Origin of the sequence: Streptomyces nigrescens (genome assembly GCF_027626975.1) — a bacterium.
Classification (GTDB): domain Bacteria; phylum Actinomycetota; class Actinomycetes; order Streptomycetales; family Streptomycetaceae; genus Streptomyces; species Streptomyces nigrescens.
Genome location: NZ_CP114203.1, coordinates 3323819 through 3348391, shown reverse-complemented (window position 1 = coordinate 3348391; position 24573 = coordinate 3323819). Strand labels below are relative to the sequence as shown.

Sequence of the window (24573 nt, the reverse complement as noted above, 5' to 3'; positions counted from 1 at the left end):
CGGATGCCCGCAGCGCGTGAATCCTTGCTGGACGCCGCCTACACGGCGCTGACGGAACGGGCCTGGACGGCCGTGCGGATGGTCGATGTCGCGGCCGCGGCCGGGGTCTCCCGGCAGACGCTCTACAACGAGTTCGGCAGCAAGGAGGGGCTGGCCCGGGCCCTCGTCCGCCGGGAGACCGACAACTACCTCGCCGGGGTCGCAAGGGCGCTGTCCCAGGGCTCGCCGGCCGCCGGCACCAGGGGCGACGCGGCGGGCCGGGTGGCGGCCGCGGCCGCCTGGACGCTGCGGACCGCACGCGCCAACCCCCTGGTCAGGGCCGCACTGACCGGCTGCTGGAACGACCGGCTGCCGGCCCCCTCACCGGCCGCCGCCGACACCGCGCCGCTCCGGGCCGCCCGGCCCGGTATCCCCGCGCAGCGCGCCGCGTCGCCCGGCGACGGACCGCTGCCCGGGCCCGCCGAGCTCGTCGGACGGTTCTGCGATCAGGCGGTCGCGGCGCTGGAGCCCGACTGGCCCGAGGAACAGCTGCCCGCCCTGGGCGCCGCCTGCGAGACCGCGGCGCGGCTGACCCTGGCCTGTGTGGTCGCCCCGGTGACACCGGGCGCGGCGCCGTCCCCGGGCCGCGTACCGGCACCGCGGTCGCGCCGGGAGCTGGAGACGGAGGCGGTCTCCCGGCTCGTACGGGGCGCCTTCGCCCGGGTGCCGGCCGACGCGCGGCCGGGGGAGCGCCGCTGACGAGGTGTCACGGCCGCGCAGGCGGACGGCCGGGGTGGTGCGCGGGGCGCCGGCTCAGTGCGCCGCCCCCGACAGCTGGAGCCCGACCACCCCGACGATGACCATCGTGATGGAGACGATCTTCAGGGTGGAGACCACGTCGCCGAGGAAGACCATGCCGTAGATCGCCGTACCGGCCGCGCCGATGCCGGTCCACACCGCATACGCAGGGCCGACGTCGAGCTTGCGCAGCGCCAGCGTCAGCAGACCGAAACTGCCGAGGGCGAAGGCCGCGAACGCGATGGTCGGGAACAGCCGGGTGAAGCCGTGCGAAAGCTTGAGGCAGACCGCGAACCCGGTCTCCAGGATCCCCGCCACCACGACCAGCAGCCACGCCATGTCCCATTGCCTCCGTCAGCTAGGGCCTGTCCCGGGCGGGCGACGACGGGGCGTCAGAAACACTCCCCAAGGCCCCGTCCGGGCGATGCGGGCCCGACGGACCACAGCGCCGACCTCGGTGTGATTATGCCTTTACCTCGGACGGACGGTGGCAAACTTCGGCGATCAGTCGCCCTCGCGTCGCTCACGGGTGGCCAGGAGGCGGCGCAGGGAGTAGAGGCGGGCCGGATCGGCGTGGCCGTCGGTGACCCACTGGTCCAGCGCACAGTCCGGTTCGTCGTGGCTGCAGGCGCGCGGGCAGTCCGCGGTGCCCGGCTCCAGATCCGGGAAGGCGTGGATGACCCGGGACGGGTCGACGTGATGCAGCCCGAAGGACCGGACGCCGGGGGTGTCGATGACCCAGCCCGAGTCGTCGGGCAGCGGCAGCGCCAGCGCGGAGGTGGTGGTGTGCCGCCCGCGGCCGGTGACCGCGTTGACATGGCCGATGGCCCGGCGGCGCTCCGGGACCAGGGAGTTGACCAGGGTGGTCTTGCCCACCCCGGAGTGCCCGACGAAAGCCGTCATACGGCCCGTCAGCGCCGCCCTGACCCGCTCGGCGGCGCTGCCGTCGGCGAGTTCGTCGCGGTTGGTGACGAGGTAGGGGACGCCGAGCGCGCCGTAGGACTCCAGCAGGGTGTCCGCGGAGGCAAGATCGGACTTGGTCAGCACCAGCAGCGGGTCGAGGCCCGCGTCGTAGGCGGCGACCAGACAGCGGTCGATGAGCCGGGGGCGCGGCTCGGGGTCGGCGAGCGCGGTGACGATCGCGAGCTGGTCGGCGTTGGCGACCACGACCCGCTCGAACGGGTCGTCGTCGTCGGCCGTACGGCGCAGTGTCGAGGAGCGCGGCTCGACCCGGACGATCCGGGCGAGGGTGTCCTTGGCGCCGGTCAGATCGCCCACGACGGCGACCCGGTCGCCGACCACCGCGCTCTTGCGGCCCAGTTCGCGTGCCTTCATCGCGGTGACCGTACGGCCCTCGATGAGGCAGGTCAGCCGGCCGCGGTCGACGGTCAGGACCAGACCCTCGCCGGCGTCCTCGTGCTTGGGCCGGATGTTGGTGCGGGGGCGGTTGCCCTTGGGGTTGGGGCGGACGCGGATGTCGTCCTCGTCGGGGTTCTTTCCGTAGCGGCGCATGGCGGCGTCAGCCCTCAGCCTCTCCGGGCGGGTACGGCCGCCGGGTCGAGCATGTCCGTCCACATCGCGGGGAAGTCGGGCAGCGTCTTGGCGGTGGTGGCCACGTTCTCCACCCGCACACCGTCGACGGCCAGGCCGATGATCGCCGCGGCGGTGGCCAGCCGGTGGTCCTCGTAGGTGTGGAAGACCCCGCCGTGCAGCGGGCGCGGCCGGATGTGCAGACCGTCCGCGGTCTCGGTGACATCGCCGCCGAGCTCGTTGAGCTCCTTGGTGAGCGCGGCCAGCCGGTCGGTCTCGTGCAGCCGGAGGTGCGCCACCCCGCGCAGCGTGGAGGGGGAGTCGGCCAGCGCGGCGACCGCGGCGATGCCGGGGGTCAGCTCGCCGACCTCGCTCAGGTCGACGTCGATGCCGTGGATCCGGCCGCTGCCGGTGAAGGTCAGCCCCCGGTCGGTCAGCTCGCAGGAGCCGCCCATGGTGGTGAAGACCTCGCGCAGTGCGTCACCGGGCTGGGTGGTGTGCTCGGGCCAGTCCGGGATGGTGACCCGGCCGCCGGTGACCAGCGCCGCGGCCAGGAACGGCTGGGCGTTCGACAGGTCCGGCTCGACGACCAGATCGCGGCCGAGCAGGGCGCCCGGGGTGACCCGCCAGACGTTGGGCTCGCCGCCCGCCTCGGGGGTGTCCACCTGCGCGCCGACGCTGCGCAGCATGTCGACGGTCATCCGGATGTGCGGCATGGAGGGCAGCGCCGCGCCCACGTGCCGGACCTCGACGCCCTGGTTGAAGCGCGGCGCGGACAGCAGCAGCGCGCTGACGAACTGGGAGGAGGAGGACGCGTCGATCTCGACCCGGCCGCCGTCCAGGCCGCCGCTGCCGAAGACCGTCATGGGCAGCGCGCCGCGGTTGTCGTCGTCGATCCGGGCACCCAGGGCGCGCAGCGCGTCGATCACGCCGCCGAGCGGACGCTCGTAGGAGCGCGGGTCGCCGTCGAAGCGGATCGGGCCGTCGGCGAGCGCGGCGACCGGCGGCAGGAAGCGCATGACCGTTCCTGCGTTGCCGACGTCGATGGTGGCCGGGCCGTGCAGCCCTGCCGGGATCACCCGCCAGGCCTCCCCGCCGCCGGGCAGCCCGGCGGTGTCCGTGGAACCGGCCGAGCTGGAGGAGGCGGTCTCCTCGATGCCGACGCCCAGGGTGCGCAGCGCCTCGGCCATCAGGAGCGTGTCACGGGAGCGCAGCGGCCGGCGCAGCCAGCCGGGCTCGGCGGAGAGGGCGGCCAGGACCAGGCCGCGGTTGGTGACCGATTTGGAGCCGGGCACGGTGACGGTGGCATCGACGGCCCCCGGGGCGAGGGGGGCGGGCCACAGGGCGGGGTGAGTGGGGCTCTCGGTCATGCCCTTACTTTAATGGCTGGGCAAGGGTGCCGATCTTGATCAAAAGCGGCGCAACCCCTGTGAAACATGGCACTGGTAAGGCGCTCACGTGCCGGAACCGTGTCCGCGGCGGAAGCACCGGCCGTGGTGGCGCGGGAACCGGCCGTCGGCGCGGGGCGGTTGACGTCAGACACCGAGCAGCCAGCGCCCGCCGCCTATCAGGGAGCACAGCGTCACCACGTGGAAGAGGCCGAGCCAGACGAAGGCCGGGACATTCGTCAGCCGCGCCAGCTGGTCAGGATCGGAGTCCACGGCCCCTCCGCGCCGCCGCTTCCCCTGGAGCTCGAACGGCGGCCGCACCCCGCCCAGCAGCAGGAACCACACCGCCGCATACGCGAACGCCGCCTGCACCTCCGGCGTCGTCAGCCAGGAGACCAGCACGAACGCGGCGCCGGTCAGCACGACCGTGAGCACGCCGTAGGCGTTACGGATCATGATCAGCATCGCCAGGAGCAGCGCGGTGGCGCCCCACAGCAGCGCCGTGATGTGCCCGGCGGCGAGGAGCGCGGCGCCCGCCAGGCCGAGCAGGGACGGCGCGATGTAGCCGGCCGCGGCGGTCAGCACCATGCCCAGACCGGTCGGCTTGCCCCGCGAGACGGTCAGACCCGAGGTGTCGGAGTGCAGCCGGATGCCGTCCAGGCGGCGGCCGGTGACCAGCGCGATCAGCCCGTGCCCGCCCTCGTGCGCGATGGTGACGGCGTTGCGCGCAAGCCGCCAGGCGGTGTGCGGGACGACGGCGCCCAGCGCGAGCACCGCCGTGGCGATCACCAGCCAGAGCGAGGGATCGGGCTGGGTCCCGAACACGCGGCTCCATATGTCCGTGAGGTGGTCGGTGTCCATGTCTCCCCTTCGTGTGGCATGGCAGTGTGGCATGCATGTGCGGTAGGTATGCAGCGAGTCGACGCCCCGAGGACCTGGTGGGGGACTTCGGCGTTCAGCAGTGGGAGCCGGAGGAGACCCTGGCGCCCAGTTGGAACGTGGCCCCGACGGACCCGGTGCACGTGGTGCTCGAACGCCCCCTCAAGGGCGCGGCGGCCGCTGACTTCCCGCCGGGCAGCCCGGTGCGCCAGCTGCGGGCGCTGAAGTGGGGCCTGGTCCCCTCGTGGTCGAAATCACCTGAGGCCGCCGCGAAGATGATCAATGCGCGGTCCGAGACGGTGCACGAGAAGCCGTCCTTCCGGCAGGCCTTCGCCACCCGTCGGTGCCTGCTGCCCGGAGACGGGTATTTCGAGTGGGTCACCGACGCCGCGGAGCGGCAGCTGGAGGAGCAGGGCAGGAAGAAGCGGCCCCGTAAGCAGCCGTATTTCGTGACGCCCGCGGACGGCTCCGTGATGGCGATGGCCGGGCTGTACGAGTTCTGGCGGGACCGGACACTGCCCGGCGATCACCCGCTGGCCTGGTGGGTGACCTGCACCGTCGTCACCACCGAGGCCGAGACCACACCGCTGGCAGGGGCGGACGGCGGCGACGGGCCGCAGTCGCTGGCCGATATCCACCCCCGGATGCCGCTGGTGCTGACCCCGGACCGCTGGGACGCCTGGCTCGACCCGGCCCGTACCGACCCGGACGAGGTGCGCGCGCTGCTGGCGCCGCCGCCGGCCGGACTGATGCGTGCCCACCCGGTCCCGACCGAGGTCAGCAATGTCCGCAACAACGGGCCCGAGCTGGTCACCGAGCTCGACGGACCCGAGGTGGGCACGCTGTTCTGAACCGCCGTGCCGGGCCGCTGCGGTGCCCTTCCCGCCGCGGCGCGTTGCAGGATGGGCGTATGAGCACTGGGGCGATGGAGACCGAGACGGTCGCGACACCGGCGGGCGACGCCCGGATCACCTGGTACCGCGCGGCGAAGCCGGCGCGGGCCGTGGTGGCGCTGAGCCATGGCGCCGGCGGCGGCATCGAGGCACGTGATCTGCGGGCCCTGGCGGCCGCGCTGCCGGCCCGCGGCTACCCCGTGGCGCTGGTCGAGCAGCCGTGGCGGGTGGCGGGCAAGAAGCTGGCGCCCGCGCCGAAGACCCTGGACACCGGCTGGACCGCGCTGTGGCCCGCGCTGGAGAAGCCGGGGCTGCCGGTGGTCGCCGGCGGCCGGAGCGCCGGGGCCCGGGTGGCCTGCCGTACCGCGCGTGAGCTGGGGGCCCAGGCCGTACTGGCGCTCAGCTTCCCGCTGCACCCTCCGGGGCGGCCGGAGAAGTCCCGGGCGGACGAGCTGACCGGCGCCGGGGTGCCGACGCTGGTCGTCCAGGGCGGCCGGGACCCGTTCGGGCGCCCGGAGGAGTTCCCGCCGGGGACGGAGATCACCGAGGTGGCACACGGTGACCACGGCTTCGCGGTGCCGAAGAAGGCGGGCGTCGGCGAGGCGGAGTCGATGGCCGTGATCACGGACGCGGTGGCGGTCTGGCTGGACGGGATGTTCGGCTGACGGGGCGGGGTGGGGCGTGCCGGGGCGGGCCGCTAGGCGGGCCCGGCGGCCGGCCTAGTCGCCCTGTCCGCGCGGGCGGGCCCGGACATGCATCCGCTCGCCCTGTCGGCCGAAGAGGCTCAGCAGCTCCACCGGCTCGTCGCCCGCCGGGCCGAACCAGTGCGGCAGCCGGGTGTCGAACTCCGCCGCCTCCCCGGCCCGCAGCTCCACATCACGGTCGGCGAGCAGCAGCCGCAGCCGCCCGGAGAGCACGTACAGCCACTCGTAGCCCTCGTGCGTGCGCTGCTCGCGCGGGCCGCCGACCGGGTCCAGGATCAGCTTGAACGCCTGCAGCGCGCCCGGCTGGCGGGTCAGCGGGACCGCTGTCCGGTCCCCCAGCCGCATGGGCGCCGCCCGCACCCGCGGGTCCCCGACCTCCGGCGCCCCCACGAGCTCGTCCAGCGGCACTTGATGGGCCTGCGCCAGCGGCAGCAGCAGTTCCAGGGTGGCCTTGCGGCCGCCGGACTCCAGGCGCGACAGGGTGCTGACCGAGATGCCGGTCGACTCGGAGAGCGCGGTCAGCGTCACCCCGCGCTCCTGGCGCAGCCGCCGCAGCCGCGGGCCGACCTCGGTGAGTACCCGCTCGTATGCGTTGTCGTTCACCCTTCTATTGCCGAAGCGGCAAGCGGCTTTGTCAACCCGTCGGACGGTCCCCAGGTGAATGCCGGGACGCCTTGCGCGCCGTCCGCCCGGGAATCCGCCGCGAAGTCCGGTCGTGAATCCCGTCCGAAGCATTGACAGCGGACCGGGAATGCCGCGGCGGATGCGGCTGTTGTGCCAGTCGTAGTACTCGAGTACGTCCGGTGAAGCACGAGGAATGGGAGTCCGCCGCATGGGAATCGCTTGCCCGGCCCGCCCGGCCGCCGACCTGCCGTGGTCGCAGATGCAGGTGACGCAGCCCGCCCTGGCTGGAGCGGCGGCGGCACCGGATCGTCGTCTATTCTCCGAATCGGGTGGGTCCGCATCCGGATCCAGGACGGTGTTGGAGGAGGTGGGTCCGGTCACCGGTACCGACGCAGGGACCGACGGCACGGCTGAGGAGAAGCCCCAGGAGAGCGCCGTCGAGCGCAATGCGCGCTTCGAGCGGGATGCGCTCACCTTCCTGGACCAGATGTACTCCGCCGCGCTGCGCATGACGCGCAATCCGGCCGACGCGGAGGACCTGGTGCAGGAGATGTACGCCAAGGCGTATGCGTCCTTCCACCAGTTCCGGGAGGGCACCAACCTCAAGGCCTGGCTCTACCGCATTCTCACGAACACCTTCATCAACTCCTACCGCAAGAAGCAGCGTGAGCCCCAGCGCAGTGCCGCCGAGGAGATCGAGGACTGGCAGCTGGCGCGCGCCGAGTCACATATGTCGACCGGGCTGCGCTCCGCCGAGTCGCAGGCGCTCGACCACCTCCCCGACTCGGACGTGAAGGCCGCGCTCCAGGCGATCCCCGAGGAATTCCGTATCGCGGTCTACCTGGCGGACGTGGAGGGCTTTGCGTACAAGGAGATCGCGGACATCATGGGGACACCCATCGGCACGGTGATGTCCCGTCTGCACCGCGGCCGGCGCCAACTGCGCGGCATGCTGGAGGATTACGCCCGTGAGCGCGGGCTGGTCCCTGCGGGGGCGGCGGCCGGTGACCCCCAGGCCACGCAGACGTCGGACGCGCACGACCGGAAAGGCTCGGGATCATGAGCTGCGGAGAGCCGCACGAGAAGGACTGCTCAGAGGTCCTTGACCACCTCTACGAGTATCTCGACCGGGAGATGCCCGCCGGGGAGTGCGCAGATTTCCAGGTGCATCTCGACGAATGCTCGCCGTGCCTGGAGAAGTACGGCCTGGAGCAGGCCGTCAAGAAGCTCGTCAAGCGCTGCTGCGGCCATGACGACGTCCCCAGCGATCTGCGCTCCAAGGTCATGGGCCGGATCGAGCTCATCCGGGCCGGGGAGACCGTCCCCGAGGTGAGCGTGCTCGAACAGGCCAAGAAGGAACAGGCACAGCGCGAGCAGGCGGACGCCGAGGCGTCCGCGGCGGAGGAGGGGACCGGTCCGGCCGACGCGACCGGCTCCACCGATGCACGTACCGAGGCCGCGCGGGCCGAATAACGCGGCACATCACCCCAAGGGGTGAGGGGCGGGGCCATCGTCCCGCCCGATCCGCTGATCCGCCTTCCCCGGCGCCCCAGCCCCTCTATTCTCACCGACCCGAGCGCACTGCGGATGCAGTGCGACGGGGGTCCCCGGCTCCGTACGAGCCCGGGGGAGCGGTGGGCAGGGCGAGGAGGGCGCGATGCGAGGACTTCCGGCGGCCGCACGAGGGTATATCGGCTGTGCCGCGCTGGCCGCGGCGCTGTGTACCGCCCCCGCGGTGGGGCTCGGCGCCGACGCCCCCTGGAACAGCGCCCTCGCCCTGGCCACCCTGTACGGACTGTGCGAACTCCTGCGCCGCTGCCCGCTGCCGGGCAGCCGGGTCCCCTACGGCACGGTCTCCGGGGCTTCCGGGGGATTCCCCGCCGGATGGGCCAGCCCCGTCCTGCTCGCCGGGGTCTTCCTGCTGCCGCCGCCGCTGGCCGCGCTGGCCGCCGTCCCCGGCGCGGTGATCGCACCGGCCGAGCCGCGCTCCGCCGCCGCCCGCCGGCTCTGGCACGCCGCCGAGCTGGCACTGGCCTGCTGTGCGGCGGCCCAGGTCTTCCGGGCCCTCGGCCACCACCCGCTGTCCGCACCGCAGTTCCCGGTGGTGCTGCTGCCGGCCGCGGCGGCCGCGGCCACCTTCTGCGCGGTGCTCGCGGCGCTCGACGGCGGGGTGCTGGCCACCGCCGAGCGGCACCCCGTACGCACCGCCTGGCGCGGGCTGCTGAGCCGCTCACTGGGGCCGCATCTGGTGCACGGCCTGGCCGGGCTGATGATGGCGGTGCTGTGGTGCAGCTCGTACGGGCCGCCGGCGGCGCTGCTGGTGCTGCTGCCGATGTACCTCTCCTGCTGGGTCTTCGACCGGTACCACCGGGAGCGTGCCGCCCATCAGGCCACCATCCGCGCCCTGGTCCAGGCCGTGGACATCAAGGACCGCTACACCCGCGGGCACAGCGAGCGGGTCGGACGCGCCTCGGTGATGATCGCCCGGGAGCTGGGCATGGCGGAGGACCGTATCGAGGCGCTGCGGTTCGCCGGCATCCTGCACGACGTCGGCAAACTCGGCGTCCCCACCCGGCTGTTGCGCAAGGACGGGCCGCTGACGCCGCAGGAGCGCCGGGTCATCGAGCTGCACCCCGAGTACGGACACGAGATCGTGCGCGGCATCGGCTTCCTGGAGGAGGCGCGGGCGGCGATCCTGCACCACCACGAGCGACTGGACGGCCGCGGCTACCCCTACGGGCTGAGGGGGCATCACATCCCGGAATTCGCCCGGGTGGTGGCGGTCGCCGACGCCTTCGACGCGATGACCTCGACCCGTTCCTACCGCCGGGCCCGGCCGGTGCCGGTGGCCGTCGCGGAGCTGCGCAAGTGCGCCGGTGCGCAGTTCGACCCGCGGATGGTCCGCGCGCTGGTGGCCTCGCTCGACCGCTACGGCTGGCATCCGGAGCTGGTGACGGCGGCGGACCCGGAGCCCGGCACGGGGCGGTCCGGGCGGGGAAACGTCACGCCGCGGGACGCCGGGGGCGGGGCGCCCGCCCCGGTGGCACCCGTACCGCTGCCCGAACGGGCCGGGCGGGACGGTGCGCGGTGAGCGGCGCCCCGGAGGAGCCCCGGCGCGTCCGGCCGCCCGGGCGCCGGGAGGAGCCCCGCGTGGCCGGAGCCCCGCGCACCGCGGCGCCGTGCGCCTCCGGCAGCGCCGTCGTCGCCGCCGTCTACGCCCCGGCCGCCGCGCTGGCGTGCTGGTCGCTGGGCCGGACGCTGTGGGACGGCCTGGCCGAACCCGGGATCGCGCTGGCCTTCGGGGTGCTGATCACGGTGGGCGAGCTGGTGGGCCGGGGGCCCGCCCCGGCGGGCGGGTGCGCAGGGGTGCCGGGGGCGCGCGAAGGCGCACCGCTCGCCGCGGCCGGCGCCCTCGCCTACGCCCTGCTCGGGGAGGCCGGCGGACGGCCGACGACCCATGGCGTGACCCAGACCGTGGCCGTGGTCCTGGCCGCCGGCCTGGTCGGCACCGTCCCGCAGCTCGCCCGCGGCCAGGGACCGGTGCTCGACCCTCTGGCCCGCCGGGTGCTGACCACCGGCTTCGCCGCCACCTGTTTCCAGCCCCTCTACAACACCGGGACGTTGGGCTCCTGGGTGGCCTCCGGGCCCGTCTACCCGTTCTTCCTGATCGGTCTGCTGGCGCTGACCGCGCTGTGCGACGCGGTCCTGGTGGCCGCGCTCGCCCGGGCCCGCACCGGCTGGCCGTACGGGCCGCTGCTGCGCGACGAGTTGCGGGCGCTGCCCGGTATCGGCTCGGCGATCTGCGCCACCGGCGTGGTCATCTCGCTGGCCACCGCGGTCGCCGGTCTGTGGGCGCTGCCGGTGTTCTGTCTGCCGCTGCTGCTGACCCAGTTCGCCTTCCGGCGGTTCGCGGCCGTCCGCGCCACCTACCGCCAGACCATCGCCTCGCTGGCCCGCTCCACCGAGATCGCCGGCTACACCCCGCACGGCCATGCCCGCCGGGTGGCAGCCCTCAGCCGCGCCGTGGGCCGTGAACTCGGCCTGAACGCACCGGATCTGGATGTGCTCGAACATGCCGCGCTGATGCATGACATCGGCCAGCTCTCGCTGCTGGACCCGGTGCCGTATGGGGCGACCGCGCCGCTGCCGCCGGCCGAACAGCGCCGGATCGCGCTGCTGGGCGGCGCCGTGGTCCGGCAGACCGGCGTCCCCGCGGAGGTCGCGGTGATCGTCGAGCGGCAGGCCGATCCGTACCGCGAGCAGCCGGTCACGGCACGTATCGTCCGCACCGTCAACGCCTACGACGACCTGTCGGGGGAGTCCGCGGGACCGGGCGGCCCGCTGCGCGCCCTGGAGCAGCTGCGGCTGTCCACCGCCCGGGACCACGAGCCCCGGGTCGTCGAGGCGCTGGCCAGGGTCCTGGCCTGCGGCGGCCGGGCGGTGTGAGACGTCGGGCCGAGGGGGCGCGCGGCGGCCGTGCCCGCTCTCCCCGTGCGGAACGCTCTCCCGGGTGCCTATGTCCCGACAATGCCGGAAACAGGCGATGGCCGACGCGCGGCGGCCCCTGGAGACACCCCACCCGCCCCAGCCGTCACAGCCCCGCGGTGGAGCCTCCGCAAGGCCCCGGAGGTCGTGGAACCCATGGGTAATGAGCGGCCTCCGAGATGGGCATGGTTGGATGCGAAGGGAGCCCCTCTCAGGGGATTCAGGGGGTCGGCGAAGGGCAAGGAGCCGCAGGGGACCGGCAAACCGGGCTGAGCCCGGCGGCAATCTGTGGCAGGTTGTCGAGTGGGCCCCTCAGATGGCCCCGGGCGCCTCTCGGGACACCTCCGGAGCGGCATCAAGAGCAACCAGCAGGCGGGAATCGTGAGGATCTTCGGCAAGGTACGGCACCGGCCCTCCGCCTCGTGGCGGCAGGCGACCGACCGCGCTTTCACGCTGATCGGCGACGGCCGTTACGAGGACGCGGGAGCGCTGCTGACCCGCGCCGCGGACATGGAGCCGTGGCTCTCGGAGTCCTGGTTCAACCTCGCCCTGCTGCACAAGTTCCGGCACGACTGGGAGCAGGCCCGGGCCGCCGGACTGCGCGCGGTCGCGCTGCTGGACCGCGAGACCGGGGCGCCCGACTGGTGGAACGTCGGCATCGCCGCCACCGCTCTCCAGGACTGGCCGCTGGCCCGCCGTGCCTGGCAGGCGTACGGCCTCAAGGTCCCCGGCGGGGGCTCACCGTCCGGCGAACCGCTCGGTATGGCCCTGGGCAGCGCCGCGGTCCGGCTCTCCCCGGAGGGCGAGGCCGAGGTCGTCTGGGGCCGCCGGCTGGACCCGGCCCGTATCGAGGTGCTGTCCATCCCGCTGCCGTCCTCCGGGCGGCGCTGGGGCGAGGTGGTGCTGCACGACGGCGTTCCGCACGGCGAGCGGACCACCGCAGCGGGCCCCTCGTACCCGGTCTTCGACGAGATCGAGCTGTGGGCGCCCTCCCCGGTCCCCACCTGGGTGGTGCTCCTGGAGGCCGCCACGGAGGCCGACCGGGACGCCCTGGAGCGGCTGGCGGCCGATGCGGGCTTCGCCGCCGAGGACTGGTCGTCCTCCGTGCGGCTGCTGTGCCGTACGTGCTCGGAGAGCCGGATGCCCAGCGACGAGGGCGAGGGCGAGCATCTCGACCCGCACGACCACAGTGAGCCCGGCCACCCCGGACCGCTCGGCCACCGCACCGCGGGCTCCGGTTCGCTGTGGGTGCCGGAGCGCGAGTGCGGTATCGCGGCGCCGTCCGCCCTGGTGCGCGGCCTGCTGGACGGCTGGGTCGCGGACAGCCCGGACACCCGGGAATGGCGTGATCTTGAAGAGGTCTGCTGAGGGCCCGGCCGCGTCCCCGTAGGCTGTAGGGCGACTATTCAGGGTTTTCAGGAAGGCGTACGGCGGAGATGGCCCAGCAGCCTGTGTTTGATCAAGACGGTGACCGGCGCGTGGACGAGGAGTTCATCGACGACGTCACGGACGCCGAGGAGCGGGAGACCGCCCATCGTGAGCGCGGCGCCTCGCGGCCGATCACGGTCGTCGGCAACCCGGTGCTCCACAAGGAGTGCAAGGACGTCACGGCGTTCGACGACGACCTCGGCCGGCTCATCGACGACATGTTCGCCAGCCAGCGCACCGCCGAGGGCGTGGGCCTGGCCGCCAACCAGATCGGTGTGGACCTGAAGGTCTTCGTCTACGACTGCCTGGATGACGAGGGCGTCCGGCATGTCGGGGCGATCTGCAACCCCGTCCTGGACGAGCTGCCCGCCGAGCGCCGGATCCTGGACGACTCCAACGAGGGCTGCCTGTCGGTGCCCGGCGCCTACGCCGAGCTGGCCCGCCCCGACTACGCCGTGGTCCGCGGCCAGGACGCCAAGGGCGAGCCGATCGCGGTCCGGGGCACCGGTTACTTCGCGCGCTGCCTGCAGCACGAGACCGATCACCTCTACGGCTACCTCTACATCGACCGGCTCAGCAAGCGGGACCGCAAGGACGCGCTGAAGCAGATGGCCGAGCGGGAGCCCCGCTACCCCGTCGTCGCCAACGACTGAGGTGAGCGGGCGCCCGGCTGCCGGCCGGGCGCCCGTCCGCGTCAGGACCCCTGCTGGTAGGCCTGCCAGATCTTCGGCGGGATGGTCGTCCCCAGCTTGCTCCCGGTACCGCCGACGCCCTCCATCGGCAGCAGCTCCGGGGCGCCCGCCTTGTTGCGGAACATGGTGACGGCGGTGGTCGGCTCGTCGCCGTCACCGGCCCCGGGCAGCTGCCCGGGGCGGGCCCACTGCCACTTCTCCGCGTCGGTCCCGGTGCCGGGCCCGATGTCCGGGCCGCCGGCCGGCGGACTGCCGATGAACCACGCCGACTTCATCCGGTCGCCCGGCTCGGTGCTGCCGGCCGCCACCGGCCGCTGAGCCGCCGCCCCGCCCGCCGGCCTCAGGGTGCGCCAGCCCACCATCTCCAGAGCGGACGACACTTCCTGGGCGACCCCGGCGTCGAGGACCTGCTCGGCCTCGGGGCGGCCGAGGCCCGGCACCTTCTTGCCGTTGTAGGTCATCTCGGACACCGCGTACGGCTCGGTGTGCAGCCCGCCGTTGGCGAAGGTCGTGTAGGCGCTCGCCATACGGATCGCGCTGGGCGCGGAGGTGCCCAGCGGGAAGGTCTGCTCCAGGCGCGCCATGCTCCCCTTGCGCAGCCCCGCGGCCACCGCGAGATCCCGGATCCGCTCCAGCCCGATTCGCTGCCCGGCCTGGACGAACGGCGGGTTCTGGGCCTTCAGCAGGGCCCCGCCCAGTTCCTCGGCGGCGGTCTTCTGGCCGTCCGCCCGCGCTTTCGCGAGGTCCTCGGATTCGTCGGTGTCGTAGGCCTGCTCCTGGAGCGCGGCCGCCAGCACGAACGGCTTGAAGGCGGAGCCGGCCGGGACCGCCGTGGTGTCCGCGTTGTTGCTGAAGTGCTTGGTGGCGTCCGCGCCGCCGTACAGCGCGACGAGCGCCCCGTCCTTGGGGCGCACGGAGGCCGCGCCGAACTCCACAAAGGTGTCGGACGCGCGGTGCTTTGGATCGATCTTGTCCCGGCGCACTTCGTTGACCGCCTTTTCCAGGCGGTGTGTGCGCTTTTTGTCGAAGGTGGTGTGAATCTGGTAGCCGCCGCGCGCCAGGTCCTTTGCGGTCAGCCCGGTGTCGGCCTTGATGAACTTGTTGGCGACATCGATGAGATAGCCGGTCTGGCCGGCCTGGCTGGTGGGTTTCGACAACTTCCGGGGTTCCGGGAAGGTGCGGTACTTCGCCCGCTCTTTCTGGCTCATCTTCCCGGTGGCGACCTGCCGGTCGAGTATCCACGCCCAGCGGGCCTCGGCCCGCGCGTGATTGGCCTTGCTCAGCCCCGGGTCGAACTGCTCCGACCCCTTCAGCACGGCGGCCAGTACGGCGCCCTGGCTGGGGTTCAGTTCTCTGGCGTCAATGCCGTAATACGCATGGGCAGCGGCCTCGATCCCGTAGGAATCGCGGCCGAACCAGCTGGTGTTGAGATATCCGCGCAGAATGTCGTGCTTGGACTTCTGGTTGCTCACCTTCAGCGAGATGATGAATTCCCTCAGCTTGCGGGTGACCGTCTGGTCCTGCGAGAGATAGGTGTTCTTCACATACTGCTGGGTGATGGTGGAGCCGCCCTGGGTCTCCCCGCCGGTGAGCATGGCGACCACGGCGCGGCCGATGCCTTTGAACGAGACACCGGAGTCGGTGTAGAACGTGGCGTTCTCCGCGGCGATGACGGCGTTCTCGACGGAGTCGGGCACCTTGTCGAGGCTGACGTTCTGTCGGTTGACGGCACCCACGCTCACCATCTCGCTGCCGTCCGCCCAGTGGTAGACAGTGGCTTCCTGGCCCGCCAGGTCGTTCTCGTCGGGCACGTCGATCTTCGCGTACACAACGGCGAACAGCCCGGCCAGGCCCAGGATGCCGAGCGAGAGGACTCCGAGCCACTGGCGCCATGACGGCAGCCAGCGGCGTGGGCCCTCCCGCCCCTGCCGCGGATAGTCGAGGAACCGGCGATGCCCCTTCGTTCCCTTCATGCCCCGTTAGAGGTGGCGGCCCTGGCTCCGGTTGCCGAGGTAACAGAACGCTCACAAACGGCGTGTCGCCAGGGCGAAGGGGCGTCGCGGATGCTGCTAGAAGTCGTCGTCGAAGGAGACCGAACCCTCGACGGCGACCTGGTAGGCGGAGGCCCGGCGCTCGAAGAAGTTGGTCAGCTCCTGGACGTTCTGCAGCTCCATGAAGGAGAACGGGTTCTCCGACCCGTAGACCGGCGCGAAACCGAGCCGCTGCAGCCGCTGGTCCGCGACACACTGCAGGTACTCGCGCATCGACGCGGTGTTCATGCCCGGCAGGCCCTCACCGCACAGATCGCGGCCGAACTGCAGCTCCGCCTCGACGGCCTCCTTGAGCATCTCGGTGACCTGCTGCTCCAGCTTGTCGTCGAAGAGGTCGGGCTCCTCCTCGCGGACGGTGTCCACCACCGAGAACGCGAACTCCATGTGCATGGACTCGTCACGGAAGACCCAGTTGGTGCCGGTGGCCAGCCCGTGCAGCAGCCCGCGGGAGCGGAACCAGTACACGTACGCGAAGGCGCCGTAGAAGAACAGCCCCTCGATGCAGGCCGCGAAGCAGATCAGGTTGAGCAGGAAGCGGCGCCGGTCGGCCTTGGACTCCAGCCGGTCGATGCTCTCGACCGAGTCCATCCACTTGAAGCAGAACTCCGCCTTCTCGCGGATGGACGGGATGCTCTCCACCGCCGCGAAGGCCGCGGCGCGGTCGTCCGGGTCGGGGAGGTAGGTGTCCAGCAGCGTCAGATAGAACTGGACGTGCACGGCCTCCTCGAAGAGCTGACGGCTCAGGTACAGCCGCGCCTCGGGGGAGTTGATGTGCTTGTAGAGCGTCAGCACGAGGTTGTTGGCGACGATCGAGTCGCCGGTCGCGAAGAACGCCACCAGCCGGCCGATCATGTGCTGCTCACCCGGGGAGAGCTTGGCGAGGTCGGCGACGTCGGAGTGGAGGTCGACCTCCTCCACGGTCCAGGTGTTCTTGATGGCGTCCCGGTAGCGGTCGTAGAAGTCCGGGTACCGCATCGGACGCAGGGTCAGCTCGAAGCCCGGGTCGAGGAGGTTCTTCGTGCCGGTGGTGGCGGTGTGCGCGGCGGAGGCGTTGGGGGTCTCGGTGGTCATTACTGGCAGGCCTCGCAGGACTCGGGGTTTTCCAGGGAGCAGGCGACCGCCTCGGGGTCGGTGGCCTGCTGCGGTACGGGGGCGGCCGCGGCCGCGGTGCCGCGCGCCGACTGGGCGATCCGGGTCGCCGGACGGGAGCGCAGGTAGTACGTCGTCTTGATGCCGCGCTTCCAGGCGTAGGCGTACATCGAGCTGAGCTTGCCGATCGTCGGCGACGCCATGAAGAGGTTCAGCGACTGGCTCTGGTCGAGGTAGGGCGTACGGGCCGCGGCCATGTCGATCAGCGCGCGCTGCGGGATCTCCCACGCGGTGCGGTACAGCGCCCGGACCTCCTCCGGGATCCACTCGACGTCCTGCACCGAGCCGTTGGCCTCGCGCAGCGCGTCACGCGTCCGCGCGTCCCACAGCCCCAGCGCCTTGAGCTCCTCGATCAGGTACGCGTTGACCTGCAGGAACTCGCCCGACAGCGTCTCGCGCTTGAAGAGGTTGGAGACCTGCGGCTCGATGCACTCGTACACGCCCGCGATCGAGGCGATGGTCGCGGTCGGCGCGATCGCCAGCAGCAGCGAGTTGCGCATCCCGGTCGTGGCGATACGGCTGCGCAGCGCCGCCCAGCGGTCCGCCCAGCGGGGCTCGGCGTTCGGGTAGTGGTCCGGGTGCAGCACCCCGCGGGCGGTGCGGGTGGCGGACCACGCCGGGTGCGGGCCGTGCCGCTCGGCGAGATCGGCGGACGCCTCGTAGGCGGCGAGCATGATCCGCTCGGAGATACGGGTCGACAGCTCCTGCGCCTCGGGCGAGTCGAAGGGCAGCCGCAGCCGGAAGAAGACGTCCTGCAGGCCCATCAAGCCCAGGCCGACCGGGCGCCAGCGGGAGTTGGAGGTCCCGGCCTGCTCGGTCGGGTAGAAGTTGATGTCCACCACGCGGTCGAGGAAGGTGACGGCGGTGCGGACGGTCGCGTCCAGCCGCTCCCAGTCCATCTCACCGTTCTCGCCCAGGTGCGCCGAGAGGTTGACCGAACCCAGGTTGCAGACCGCGGTCTCCCCGTCGTTCGTCACCTCCAGGATCTCCGTGCACAGGTTGGACGAGTGCACGACCTGGCCGGGCTCGGCGGTCTGGTTGGCGGTGCGGTTGGCGGCGTCCTTGAACGTCATCCAGCCGTTGCCGGTCTGCGCCAGGGTGCGCATCATCCGGGAGTACAGCACCCGGGCCGGGATCTGCTTGAGCGCCCGGCCCTCGGCCTCCAGCTTCCGGTAGGCGGCGTCGAACGCGTCGCCCCACAGGTCCACCAGCTCCGGGGCGTCCGAGGGCGAGAACAGCGACCAGTCGGCGTCCGCCTCCACCCGGCGCATGAACTCGTCCGGGATCCAGTGCGCGATGTTCAGGTTGTGCGTACGGCGCGCCTCCTCACCCGTGTTGTCGCGCAGCTCCAGGAACTCCTCGATGTCCGCGTGCCAGGTCTCCAGGTAGACACAGGCGGCGCCCTTGCGCCGGCCGCCCTGGTTCACGGCCGCGACCGAGGCGTCCAGGGTGCGCAGGAACGGCACGATGCCGTTGGAGTGCCCGTTGGTGCCGCGGATCAGCGAACCGCGGGCGCGGATACGGGAGTACGAGAGGCCGATGCCGCCCGCGTGCTTGGAGAGCCGGGCGACCTGGTGGTAGCGGTCGTAGATCGAGTCCAGCTCGTCCAGCGGCGAGTCCAGCAGATAGCAGGACGACATCTGCGGGTGGCGGGTGCCGGAGTTGAAGAGGGTGGGGGAGGAGGGGAGGTAGGACAGCGAGCTGGTGAGCCGGTAGAGCTCGGCGACGTCGTCCAGGGCGCGGTCGCTGTGGTCCTCGGCGAGACCGCAGGCCACCCGCAGCAGGAAGTGCTGGGGGGTCTCGATGACCTGACGGGTGGTGGGGTGCCGCAGCAGGTAGCGCGAGTGCAGGGTCCGCAGCCCGAAGTACCCGAAGCGGTCGTCGGCACCGTCGGCGAGCGCCTGGTCGACCAGCGCGTCCAGCCGGGCGGCGTGGGTCCGTACGAACTCCGCGGTCTCGTCGGCGATCAGCCCCTCACGGTGGCCGGCCTCGACGGAGGCGGAGAAGGCGACCGCCCCCTGTCCGGCCGCCTCCTCCGCGATGGCGAGGGTGAGCAGCCGCGCCGCGAGCTTGGAGTACTGCGGCTCGTCACCGATCAGACCGGCCGCGGCATCCGTGGCCAGCGACCGCAGTTCGGCCTCGTCGGAGCCGGCGTGCCGGCCCCGCAGGGCGGCGGCGGCCACCTTGCCGGGGTCGGTCGCGGTCAGGTCCTCGGTCAGCTGGGTCAGGGTGCGCAGCAGCGCGACACCCGGCCCGTCCTCGCCCGGTCCGCCGTCGGCGGAGCCGGGAGGCGTGGCCACCACGGGCGGCACGACCTCGGCGTCTGACGCGGGCTCCGTTGGCGCGATGGTCACGTGGTGCTCTCCCTCAGTCGGCGGGGGCCGGGAGGGGCGGGCACGACGGGCGCACGCGGGCATGCGGCACCCCGTGACGTCAGGGGTGCGCGGGCACACCGCGCGGCGTCCACCGGCCCAACCCTCGGGGCCCGGACGTATCGACGTCCGCACCCATGGCGGTGCGGGCGTACCGTCGGCAGGTCCTCGGACTACACGGGCGCGCGCCCAGGGCCGGGATCGGCCGGCCGAGCGCGCTCCTACACCGTTGCGGGACAGTTCCGGATTCCCACCGGATTCCCCTGCGGCGACAGCGAGGACGAGCATACATGTGGTGGTGGCCCCTCAAGTGCACCCCCATATCTAGTGTGTCGTGAGTGATCACACGGTGTCTGTCAGTGGCCTCGGCTATGGTCGGTTGCACGGTCTCGGCCTTGCCGGGAGAAGCAGAAGGAGGCTCCATGACCGCACTCGTCGACCGGCCGCACATCATGGAGACCGGGCATTTCGAAGAGGTCGCCCAGATACTTGCCCGCCTGGAGAAGGGCGCGCGGCTCGAGTTCACCGACGGGAAGATCAGGAGCAAGGCTGTACCGGACGGGAGCCACGGTCGCATCATGGAGTGGCTGACGCGCCGCTGTGTTCAGGCGCGCCCCGAGCTGTGGCTGTATCGGGACCAGGGACTCAAGGTGCAGGCACATCGCGTCGGCCGCGCCCGCCCTGATGGCGAACTGGCCCCCAGCGGTGCCTTCGCGGGCCGAGGGGAATGGGCGGATCCTGACCCGGCGCTCATGGTCGTCGCGGTTACCTCCCATGATGCGGACACCGATCAGCGCGATCGGGTGGAGATGCCTCGTGTGTACGCGGAGACCGGCATTCCGCTCTATCTGCTGGTCGATCGGGAATCCCGTCAGGTTTTGGTTCACAGTGAGCCCGACGGCGGTCGCTACGCGGTCAGGCACAGCGTGTCGTACGGAAGACGGATACGCCTTCCCGACCCCGTCGGCATCACCCTGGAGACCGAGCGGCTGAAGGACTGGGTGAGCTGAACCCGCGCACAGCAACGGGCCGCCGCGTCCCGAAGGATGCGACGGCCCGAGGCGGGAAGCCGGACGGCCGGTGGTTCAGTGTCCGGCCGGCGCCCCCGCTCCCGCTGTGGCGGGCGGCAGTTCGACGGTGACGTCCTTGTCGCCGGCGTCCGCCGTGTAGTCGGAGGGGCTGGTCTCGTCGATGCCGTCGGGGGCCTTGAGGGCCTTCAGGGCGAAGGTCAGAACGACCGTCACCACCACGTTCAGCACGAAGGCGGTCAGACCGATGTAGCCGATCTCACCGATGCCGGGGATCTCCGCGCTGGAGCCGCCGAAGTGCTTCTGGGTCGGGCTGGCGACGCCGTAGGCCGCGAGCGTGCCGTAGAGCATGCCGACCGCCCAGCCGGTCAGCAGCGCCCAGCGGTGGAACCAGCGGGTGAACAGCCCGCCGACCAGGGACGGCATGGTCTGCAGGATCCAGATGCCGCCCAGCAGCTGGAAGTTGATCGCGACCGTCTTGTCCATGGTGAGGACGAAGGCCAGCGCGCCGACCTTCACCAGCAGCGAGACCAGCTTGGCGACCTTGTGCTCCTGTTCGGGAGTGGCGGCCGGCTTGAGGAAGTCCTTGTAGACGTTGCGGGTGAAGAGGTTGGCCGCGGCGATCGACATGATGGCCGCGGGCACCAGTGCGCCGATGCCGATCGCGGCGAACGCCACACCGGAGAACCAGCTCGGGAACATGTCCTCGAACAGCTGCGGGATGGCCAGCTGCGGATTGCCCTGGATGTCCGTACCGGCCTTGATCGCCATGAAGCCCAGCAGCGCCAGCAGGCCCAGCATGAGGGAGTACAGCGGCAGGATGGTGGTGTTGCGGCGGATCACATTGCGGCTGCGCGAGGACAGCGTCGCGGTGATCGAGTGCGGGTACATGAAGAGCGCCAGCGCCGAGCCGAGCGCCAGGGTCGCATACGCCCACTGGGCGTTGGGCCCGCTGGTCAGCTCACCGCGCGGCTTGCCGGGGACGGGGCCGGGCTCGGCCAGCGCCTTGCCGGCCGAGTCGAAGATCGCGTCGAAGCCGCCCAGCTTGATCGGGATGTAGATGATCGCCACGGCGATGACCAGGTAGATCAGCCCGTCCTTGACGAACGCGATCAGTGCCGGGGCGCGCAGCCCGGAGGAGTAGGTGTAGGCGGCCAGCACCGCGAACGCGATCAGCAGCGGCAGGTCCTTGACGAACCAGTTGGTGTGCTCACCGCCGCCGATGCCCATCACGTCCAGGACGGCCTGGATGCCGACCAGTTGGAGGGCGATGTACGGCATCGTGGCCAGGATGCCGGTGAGCGCCACGGCCAGCGACAGGCCCTTGGAGCCGAAGCGGCCGCGGACGAAGTCGGAGGTGGTGACGTACCCGTGCTTGTGCGAGACCGACCACAGGCGGGGGAGGAAGGTGAAGATCAGCGGGTAGACCAGGATCGTGTACGGCACGGCGAAGAAGCCGGCCGCGCCCGCCGCGTAGATCGCCGCCGGGACGGCCACGAACGTGTAAGCGGTGTAGAGGTCGCCGCCCAGCAGGAACCAGGTCACCCAGGTGCCGAAGCTGCGGCCGCCCAGGCCCCATTCGTCGAGGTTGGCGGACTGCTCGGCCTTGCGCCAGCGGGCGGCCAGGAAGCCCATGACCGTCACGGCCAGGAAGAAGAAGACGAAGACGGCCAGTGCGACGCCGTTCACGCCCTGTGTCTGGGAAGCGGCGAGAGCGCCCGGAGCGCTCGTTGCGGTCGTGGTGACAGTCACTGGGCCGCACCGCCCTTGCGGGCGCGCTGCTCACGCTGCACGAGCTTGTAGGCGAGGGTCGTGAGCGCGGTCGAGATCAGCACCCACAGCATCTGGTACCAGTAGAAGAACGGGATCCCGATGAACGTCGGCTCGATCCTGGCGTACGAGCTCACCCACAGCATCGCCACGAACGGAGCGATCAGGCAGATCCCGGCCACCACACGCGTGGGCGTGACGACCTGTCTGCGATCCGGTGATGCGGCTGACTGTGTCATGACCGTGGCTCCGTCCCCTGGCTGTCTCCTGTGCAATCGGCTGGAAATCTATGGCAGGGCAGTGGCACGCGTCACTAGCTGTCCGCATATCGGTATCAAGAATCCACACAGCCGCGACCTGCGCCGCCGGTCCCCGCGGGGGCGGATCCGGCGGCGGCAGGGCAGGGGGCGGCCCGGGCGGCGGGCGCTCCGCCCGGCCCGGGTAACGGGTCAGTCCGTGGGGCGGCGCAGCCGGGCGACGAACTTGTAACGGTCGCCGCGGTAGACCGAGCGCACCCACTCCACCGGCTGCCCCTGTGCGTCGAGCGAGTGCCGGGAGAGCATCAGCATCGGCAGTCCGACATCCGTGCCCAGCAGACCGGCCTCGCGCGGGGTGGCGAGGGAGGTCTCGATGGTCTCCTCGGCCTCCGCCAGACGGACGTCGTACACCTCGGCCAGCGCGGTGTAGAGGGAGGTGTATTTGACGAGGTTCCGGCGCAGGGCGGGGAAGCGCTTCGCCGACAGATGGGTGGTTTCGATGGCCATCGGCTCGCCGCTGGCCAGCCGCAGCCGTTCGATGCGCAGCACCCGGCCGCCGGCGGCGATGTCCAGCAGACCGGCGAGCCGGTCGTCCGCCGTGACATAGCCGATGTCCAGCAGCTGGGAGGCCGGCTCCAGGCCCTGGGCCCGCATGTCCTCCGTATAGGAGGTCAGTTGCAGGGCCTGGGAAACCTTGGGCTTGGCGACAAAGGTGCCCTTGCCCTGGATGCGCTCCAGCCGGCCCTCGACGACCAGCTCCTGCAGGGCCTGACGCACCGTCGTGCGCGAGGTGTCGAACTCCGCGGCGAGGGTGCGTTCGGGCGGTACCGGGGTGCCGGGCGGCAGGGTCTCGGTGATTTCCAGCAAGTGCCGCTTGAGGCGGTAGTACTTGGGCACCCGTGCGGTCCGTGTGCCGCCGCTCTCGGCACTACTGCCCCCGTCCGTGTCCATGACCCGCCTCTCCGACTCCTGTCGTGCTGCCGTCACCGGCTCCTCCGTACGTAGCGGCTCACATCGTGGCACGGGTGGGTTTCCCGCGCTCCCTTGCAGGTCCCGGCCCGCCAGATGTCGGTCCGGTAACGGACCTGACAGCGACTCTTATACACCCTTGACACCCCAAAAGGTCTAGGCCAAGCTGCGGGCACTGGTCTAAACCATTAAAGACCACACCCGGCCTTGGGGGGAGAGCGCAATGAAGCGTGGGCTCATAGCGGCGACGGCGGTCGCGGGAATGCTGGTGGGTGTCGCTGCCTGTGGGTCCGGCGGCGGCGAGAAGACGGGCGCGGACGGCTTCAAGGGCCAGAAGCTGACCGTCTGGGTGATGAGCGGTTCGAATCCGGCGCAGTGGACCGAGCAGGTCTCCGCGCAGTTCAAGAAGAAGACCGGCGCCACCGTCGAGTTCAAGGTCCAGCAGTGGAACGGAATTCAGCAGAAGCTGAGCACCGCCCTTTCCGAGGAGACCCCGCCGGACGTCGTCGAAATCGGCAACACCCAGACCGCCGCCTATGCCCAGGCCGGTGCCCTGGCCGAACTCGGCGATCTGAAGAAGGAGATCGGCGCCGACTGGAACGAGGCCTTCAACAAGTCGTCGCTCGTCGACGGAAAGCAGTACGCACTGCCGTGGTTCGCCGGAAACCGCGTGGTGATGTACAACAAGAAGATCTGGTCCGAGGCCGGCCTCAAGGGCACCCCCAAGACGCGCAACGAGCTCTTCAAGGCCTTTGACGCCATCAAGAAGAAGACCGACGCCGAGCCGCTGTATCTGCCCGGCCAGAACTGGTACTTCTTCGACGGCCTGACCCTCGGCACCGGTGCCGACCTGGTGAAGCGGCAGGACGGCAAGTGGGTCTCCAACCTCGGCGACCCCAAGGTCGCCAAGGCCATGGACATCTACAAGCAGTACCAGGCCTTCAGCACCGCCCCCAAGAACAAGGACGAGGCCACCCCGCAGCAGGGCGAGGTCTTCGCCAAGGGCCGCACCGGGGCCGTCATCGCCATGGGCTACGAGGCTGCCACCGCCCTCAAGGCCAACCCCGGGATGAAGAAGGACATCGGTTTCTTCACCATCCCCGGGGAGACCGCGGACAAGCCGGAGGGCGTCTTCCTCGGTGGCTCCAATTTCGCCGTCGCCGGAATGGGCAAGAATCAGGAACTCGCCAAGGAATTCCTGAAGGTCGCGCTGTCGAAGCAGAACGACCGGCAGATGGTGAAGGAATCCGGCTGGACTCCGAAATCCCCTGACCTGGCCGATGCCGGAAAGGAGAATCCGGCCGTGGCGGCCGCCGCGCCCGCGGCGGAGAAGTCCGGGGGCACCACCCCGCTGATTCCCCAGTGGGCCGCGGTGGAGAACCTGCCGAACCCGATCAAGAGCTATATGACCGCCGTGTTGGGCGGTAAGTCCCCGGCCGATGCCGCCAAGGACATCGAGTCCGAGATCAACGCGCGACTCGCCAAGCAGTAACGGACGCCCGGCGGGCCCGCGCGCGGACCCGCCTGCCGCACCACCGGGCGGTGTGCCGGCCGGCCGTCCCCGGCCGGCATGTGTG

At 71.5% G+C, this 24573-nt stretch carries 22 protein-coding genes; 11 read left to right on the top strand and 11 right to left on the bottom strand.

What is annotated here, in order from left to right; translation table 11 throughout:
- Nucleotides 1-3: 3 nt before the first annotated feature.
- A complete protein-coding gene (locus STRNI_RS14965; RefSeq protein ID WP_274738057.1) occupies nt 4-738 on the top strand; it encodes a TetR/AcrR family transcriptional regulator in 735 nt (244 codons plus the stop codon).
- Nucleotides 739-792: 54 nt separating this feature from the next.
- Here STRNI_RS14965 and STRNI_RS14960 read toward each other — a convergent pair whose 3' ends face one another.
- The 4 genes from STRNI_RS14960 to STRNI_RS14945 form a co-directional block, all read right to left on the bottom strand.
- Nucleotides 793-1116: a DMT family transporter gene (locus tag STRNI_RS14960; RefSeq protein ID WP_018089475.1), complete on the bottom strand. Its 324-nt coding sequence runs from the start codon at nt 1114-1116 to the stop codon at nt 793-795.
- 165 nt (nt 1117-1281) lie between these two features.
- Nucleotides 1282-2289 carry a ribosome small subunit-dependent GTPase A gene (gene rsgA, locus STRNI_RS14955; RefSeq protein WP_018089476.1) on the bottom strand — a complete coding sequence of 336 codons (1008 nt, stop codon included), beginning with the start codon at nt 2287-2289 and terminating at the stop codon, nt 1282-1284.
- A 14-nt stretch (nt 2290-2303) separates the two neighbouring features.
- Entirely contained in the window at nt 2304-3677 is a 1374-nt protein-coding gene (gene aroA / locus STRNI_RS14950; RefSeq protein ID WP_277411385.1) for a 3-phosphoshikimate 1-carboxyvinyltransferase, read from the bottom strand.
- A gap of 165 nt (nt 3678-3842) precedes the next feature.
- Entirely contained in the window at nt 3843-4556 is a 714-nt protein-coding gene (locus tag STRNI_RS14945) for a M50 family metallopeptidase (protein ID WP_018089478.1), read from the bottom strand.
- A gap of 35 nt (nt 4557-4591) precedes the next feature.
- Here STRNI_RS14945 and STRNI_RS14940 point away from each other — a divergent pair, with 35 nt between their 5' ends.
- Nucleotides 4592-5425 (top strand): SOS response-associated peptidase, encoded by an 834-nt coding sequence (locus tag STRNI_RS14940; RefSeq protein ID WP_026169605.1) that lies wholly within the window; start codon nt 4592-4594, stop codon nt 5423-5425.
- Nucleotides 5426-5484: 59 nt separating this feature from the next.
- Nucleotides 5485-6132 (top strand): alpha/beta hydrolase family protein, encoded by a 648-nt coding sequence (locus STRNI_RS14935; protein WP_229837978.1) that lies wholly within the window; start codon nt 5485-5487, stop codon nt 6130-6132.
- A gap of 54 nt (nt 6133-6186) precedes the next feature.
- On the opposite strand, the gene STRNI_RS14930 is transcribed toward STRNI_RS14935, so the two are convergent.
- Nucleotides 6187-6774: a helix-turn-helix domain-containing protein gene (locus STRNI_RS14930; protein ID WP_018089481.1), complete on the bottom strand. Its 588-nt coding sequence runs from the start codon at nt 6772-6774 to the stop codon at nt 6187-6189.
- Nucleotides 6775-7162: 388 nt separating this feature from the next.
- Between STRNI_RS14930 and STRNI_RS14925 the strand changes: the two genes are divergently transcribed.
- From STRNI_RS14925 to def, 6 genes are all read left to right on the top strand, one after another.
- Nucleotides 7163-7858 carry a sigma-70 family RNA polymerase sigma factor gene (locus tag STRNI_RS14925; protein ID WP_026169606.1) on the top strand — a complete coding sequence of 232 codons (696 nt, stop codon included), beginning with the start codon at nt 7163-7165 and terminating at the stop codon, nt 7856-7858.
- Nucleotides 7855-8268, top strand: a complete 414-nt coding sequence (rsrA, locus tag STRNI_RS14920) for a mycothiol system anti-sigma-R factor (RefSeq protein WP_018089483.1) — start codon at nt 7855-7857, stop codon at nt 8266-8268. Before STRNI_RS14925 ends, rsrA begins: the two co-directional genes overlap by 4 nt.
- A gap of 184 nt (nt 8269-8452) precedes the next feature.
- Entirely contained in the window at nt 8453-9886 is a 1434-nt protein-coding gene (locus tag STRNI_RS14915; protein WP_274738063.1) for an HD-GYP domain-containing protein, read from the top strand.
- A gap of 59 nt (nt 9887-9945) precedes the next feature.
- Nucleotides 9946-11241, top strand: coding sequence for an HD-GYP domain-containing protein (locus STRNI_RS14910; protein ID WP_381280965.1), 1296 nt, complete (start codon nt 9946-9948; stop codon nt 11239-11241).
- A gap of 420 nt (nt 11242-11661) precedes the next feature.
- Nucleotides 11662-12648, top strand: a complete 987-nt coding sequence (locus STRNI_RS14905) for a tetratricopeptide repeat protein (protein ID WP_018089486.1) — start codon at nt 11662-11664, stop codon at nt 12646-12648.
- A 68-nt stretch (nt 12649-12716) separates the two neighbouring features.
- The gene (gene def / locus STRNI_RS14900; RefSeq protein ID WP_018089487.1) at nt 12717-13361 is read left to right on the top strand and encodes a peptide deformylase; all 645 of its coding nucleotides are present in this window, start codon (nt 12717-12719) and stop codon (nt 13359-13361) included.
- A gap of 41 nt (nt 13362-13402) precedes the next feature.
- Here def and STRNI_RS14895 read toward each other — a convergent pair whose 3' ends face one another.
- The 3 genes from STRNI_RS14895 to STRNI_RS14885 form a co-directional block, all read right to left on the bottom strand.
- Entirely contained in the window at nt 13403-15373 is a 1971-nt protein-coding gene (locus STRNI_RS14895; RefSeq protein WP_159486256.1) for a transglycosylase domain-containing protein, read from the bottom strand.
- A gap of 96 nt (nt 15374-15469) precedes the next feature.
- Entirely contained in the window at nt 15470-16522 is a 1053-nt protein-coding gene (locus STRNI_RS14890) for a ribonucleotide-diphosphate reductase subunit beta (protein ID WP_109892491.1), read from the bottom strand.
- A complete protein-coding gene (locus STRNI_RS14885) occupies nt 16522-18954 on the bottom strand; it encodes a ribonucleoside-diphosphate reductase subunit alpha (protein ID WP_018089490.1) in 2433 nt (810 codons plus the stop codon). The genes STRNI_RS14890 and STRNI_RS14885 overlap by 1 nt, the downstream gene beginning before the upstream one ends.
- A 440-nt stretch (nt 18955-19394) precedes the next feature.
- Here STRNI_RS14885 and STRNI_RS14880 point away from each other — a divergent pair, with 440 nt between their 5' ends.
- Nucleotides 19395-19982: a Uma2 family endonuclease gene (locus STRNI_RS14880; protein WP_277411384.1), complete on the top strand. Its 588-nt coding sequence runs from the start codon at nt 19395-19397 to the stop codon at nt 19980-19982.
- Between the two features lie 75 nt (nt 19983-20057).
- Here STRNI_RS14880 and mctP read toward each other — a convergent pair whose 3' ends face one another.
- The 3 genes from mctP to STRNI_RS14865 all read right to left on the bottom strand — a co-directional run bounded on the left by mctP (nt 20058) and on the right by STRNI_RS14865 (nt 22978).
- Complete coding sequence (gene mctP / locus STRNI_RS14875; protein ID WP_018089492.1) at nt 20058-21689, bottom strand: monocarboxylate uptake permease MctP; 1632 nt, start codon at nt 21687-21689, stop codon at nt 20058-20060.
- 59 nt (nt 21690-21748) lie between these two features.
- Complete coding sequence (locus STRNI_RS14870; RefSeq protein WP_093643123.1) at nt 21749-22009, bottom strand: DUF3311 domain-containing protein; 261 nt, start codon at nt 22007-22009, stop codon at nt 21749-21751.
- 210 nt (nt 22010-22219) lie between these two features.
- Nucleotides 22220-22978 (bottom strand): GntR family transcriptional regulator, encoded by a 759-nt coding sequence (locus tag STRNI_RS14865; RefSeq protein ID WP_018089494.1) that lies wholly within the window; start codon nt 22976-22978, stop codon nt 22220-22222.
- A 241-nt stretch (nt 22979-23219) separates the two neighbouring features.
- Here STRNI_RS14865 and STRNI_RS14860 point away from each other — a divergent pair, with 241 nt between their 5' ends.
- Nucleotides 23220-24488: an extracellular solute-binding protein gene (locus STRNI_RS14860; RefSeq protein WP_277411383.1), complete on the top strand. Its 1269-nt coding sequence runs from the start codon at nt 23220-23222 to the stop codon at nt 24486-24488.
- The last annotated feature ends 85 nt before the right edge of the window (nt 24489-24573 follow it).

Bases quoted from the DNA above. Each gene is read 5' to 3' on its own strand.
- STRNI_RS14965 (WP_274738057.1), top strand. From the start codon at position 4: ATGCCCGCAGCGCGTGAATCCTTGCTGGACGCCGCCTACACGGCGCTG.
- STRNI_RS14960 (WP_018089475.1), bottom strand. From the start codon at position 1,116: ATGGCGTGGCTGCTGGTCGTGGTGGCGGGGATCCTGGAGACCGGGTTC.
- rsgA (WP_018089476.1), bottom strand. From the start codon at position 2,289: ATGCGCCGCTACGGAAAGAACCCCGACGAGGACGACATCCGCGTCCGC.
- aroA (WP_277411385.1), bottom strand. From the start codon at position 3,677: ATGACCGAGAGCCCCACTCACCCCGCCCTGTGGCCCGCCCCCCTCGCC.
- STRNI_RS14945 (WP_018089478.1), bottom strand. From the start codon at position 4,556: ATGGACACCGACCACCTCACGGACATATGGAGCCGCGTGTTCGGGACC.
- STRNI_RS14940 (WP_026169605.1), top strand. From the start codon at position 4,592: ATGTGCGGTAGGTATGCAGCGAGTCGACGCCCCGAGGACCTGGTGGGG.
- STRNI_RS14935 (WP_229837978.1), top strand. From the start codon at position 5,485: ATGAGCACTGGGGCGATGGAGACCGAGACGGTCGCGACACCGGCGGGC.
- rsrA (WP_018089483.1), top strand. From the start codon at position 7,855: ATGAGCTGCGGAGAGCCGCACGAGAAGGACTGCTCAGAGGTCCTTGAC.
- STRNI_RS14915 (WP_274738063.1), top strand. From the start codon at position 8,453: ATGCGAGGACTTCCGGCGGCCGCACGAGGGTATATCGGCTGTGCCGCG.
- def (WP_018089487.1), top strand. From the start codon at position 12,717: ATGGCCCAGCAGCCTGTGTTTGATCAAGACGGTGACCGGCGCGTGGAC.
- STRNI_RS14895 (WP_159486256.1), bottom strand. From the start codon at position 15,373: ATGAAGGGAACGAAGGGGCATCGCCGGTTCCTCGACTATCCGCGGCAG.
- STRNI_RS14890 (WP_109892491.1), bottom strand. From the start codon at position 16,522: ATGACCACCGAGACCCCCAACGCCTCCGCCGCGCACACCGCCACCACC.
- STRNI_RS14880 (WP_277411384.1), top strand. From the start codon at position 19,395: ATGACCGCACTCGTCGACCGGCCGCACATCATGGAGACCGGGCATTTC.
- STRNI_RS14870 (WP_093643123.1), bottom strand. From the start codon at position 22,009: ATGACACAGTCAGCCGCATCACCGGATCGCAGACAGGTCGTCACGCCC.
- STRNI_RS14865 (WP_018089494.1), bottom strand. From the start codon at position 22,978: ATGGACACGGACGGGGGCAGTAGTGCCGAGAGCGGCGGCACACGGACC.
- STRNI_RS14860 (WP_277411383.1), top strand. From the start codon at position 23,220: ATGAAGCGTGGGCTCATAGCGGCGACGGCGGTCGCGGGAATGCTGGTG.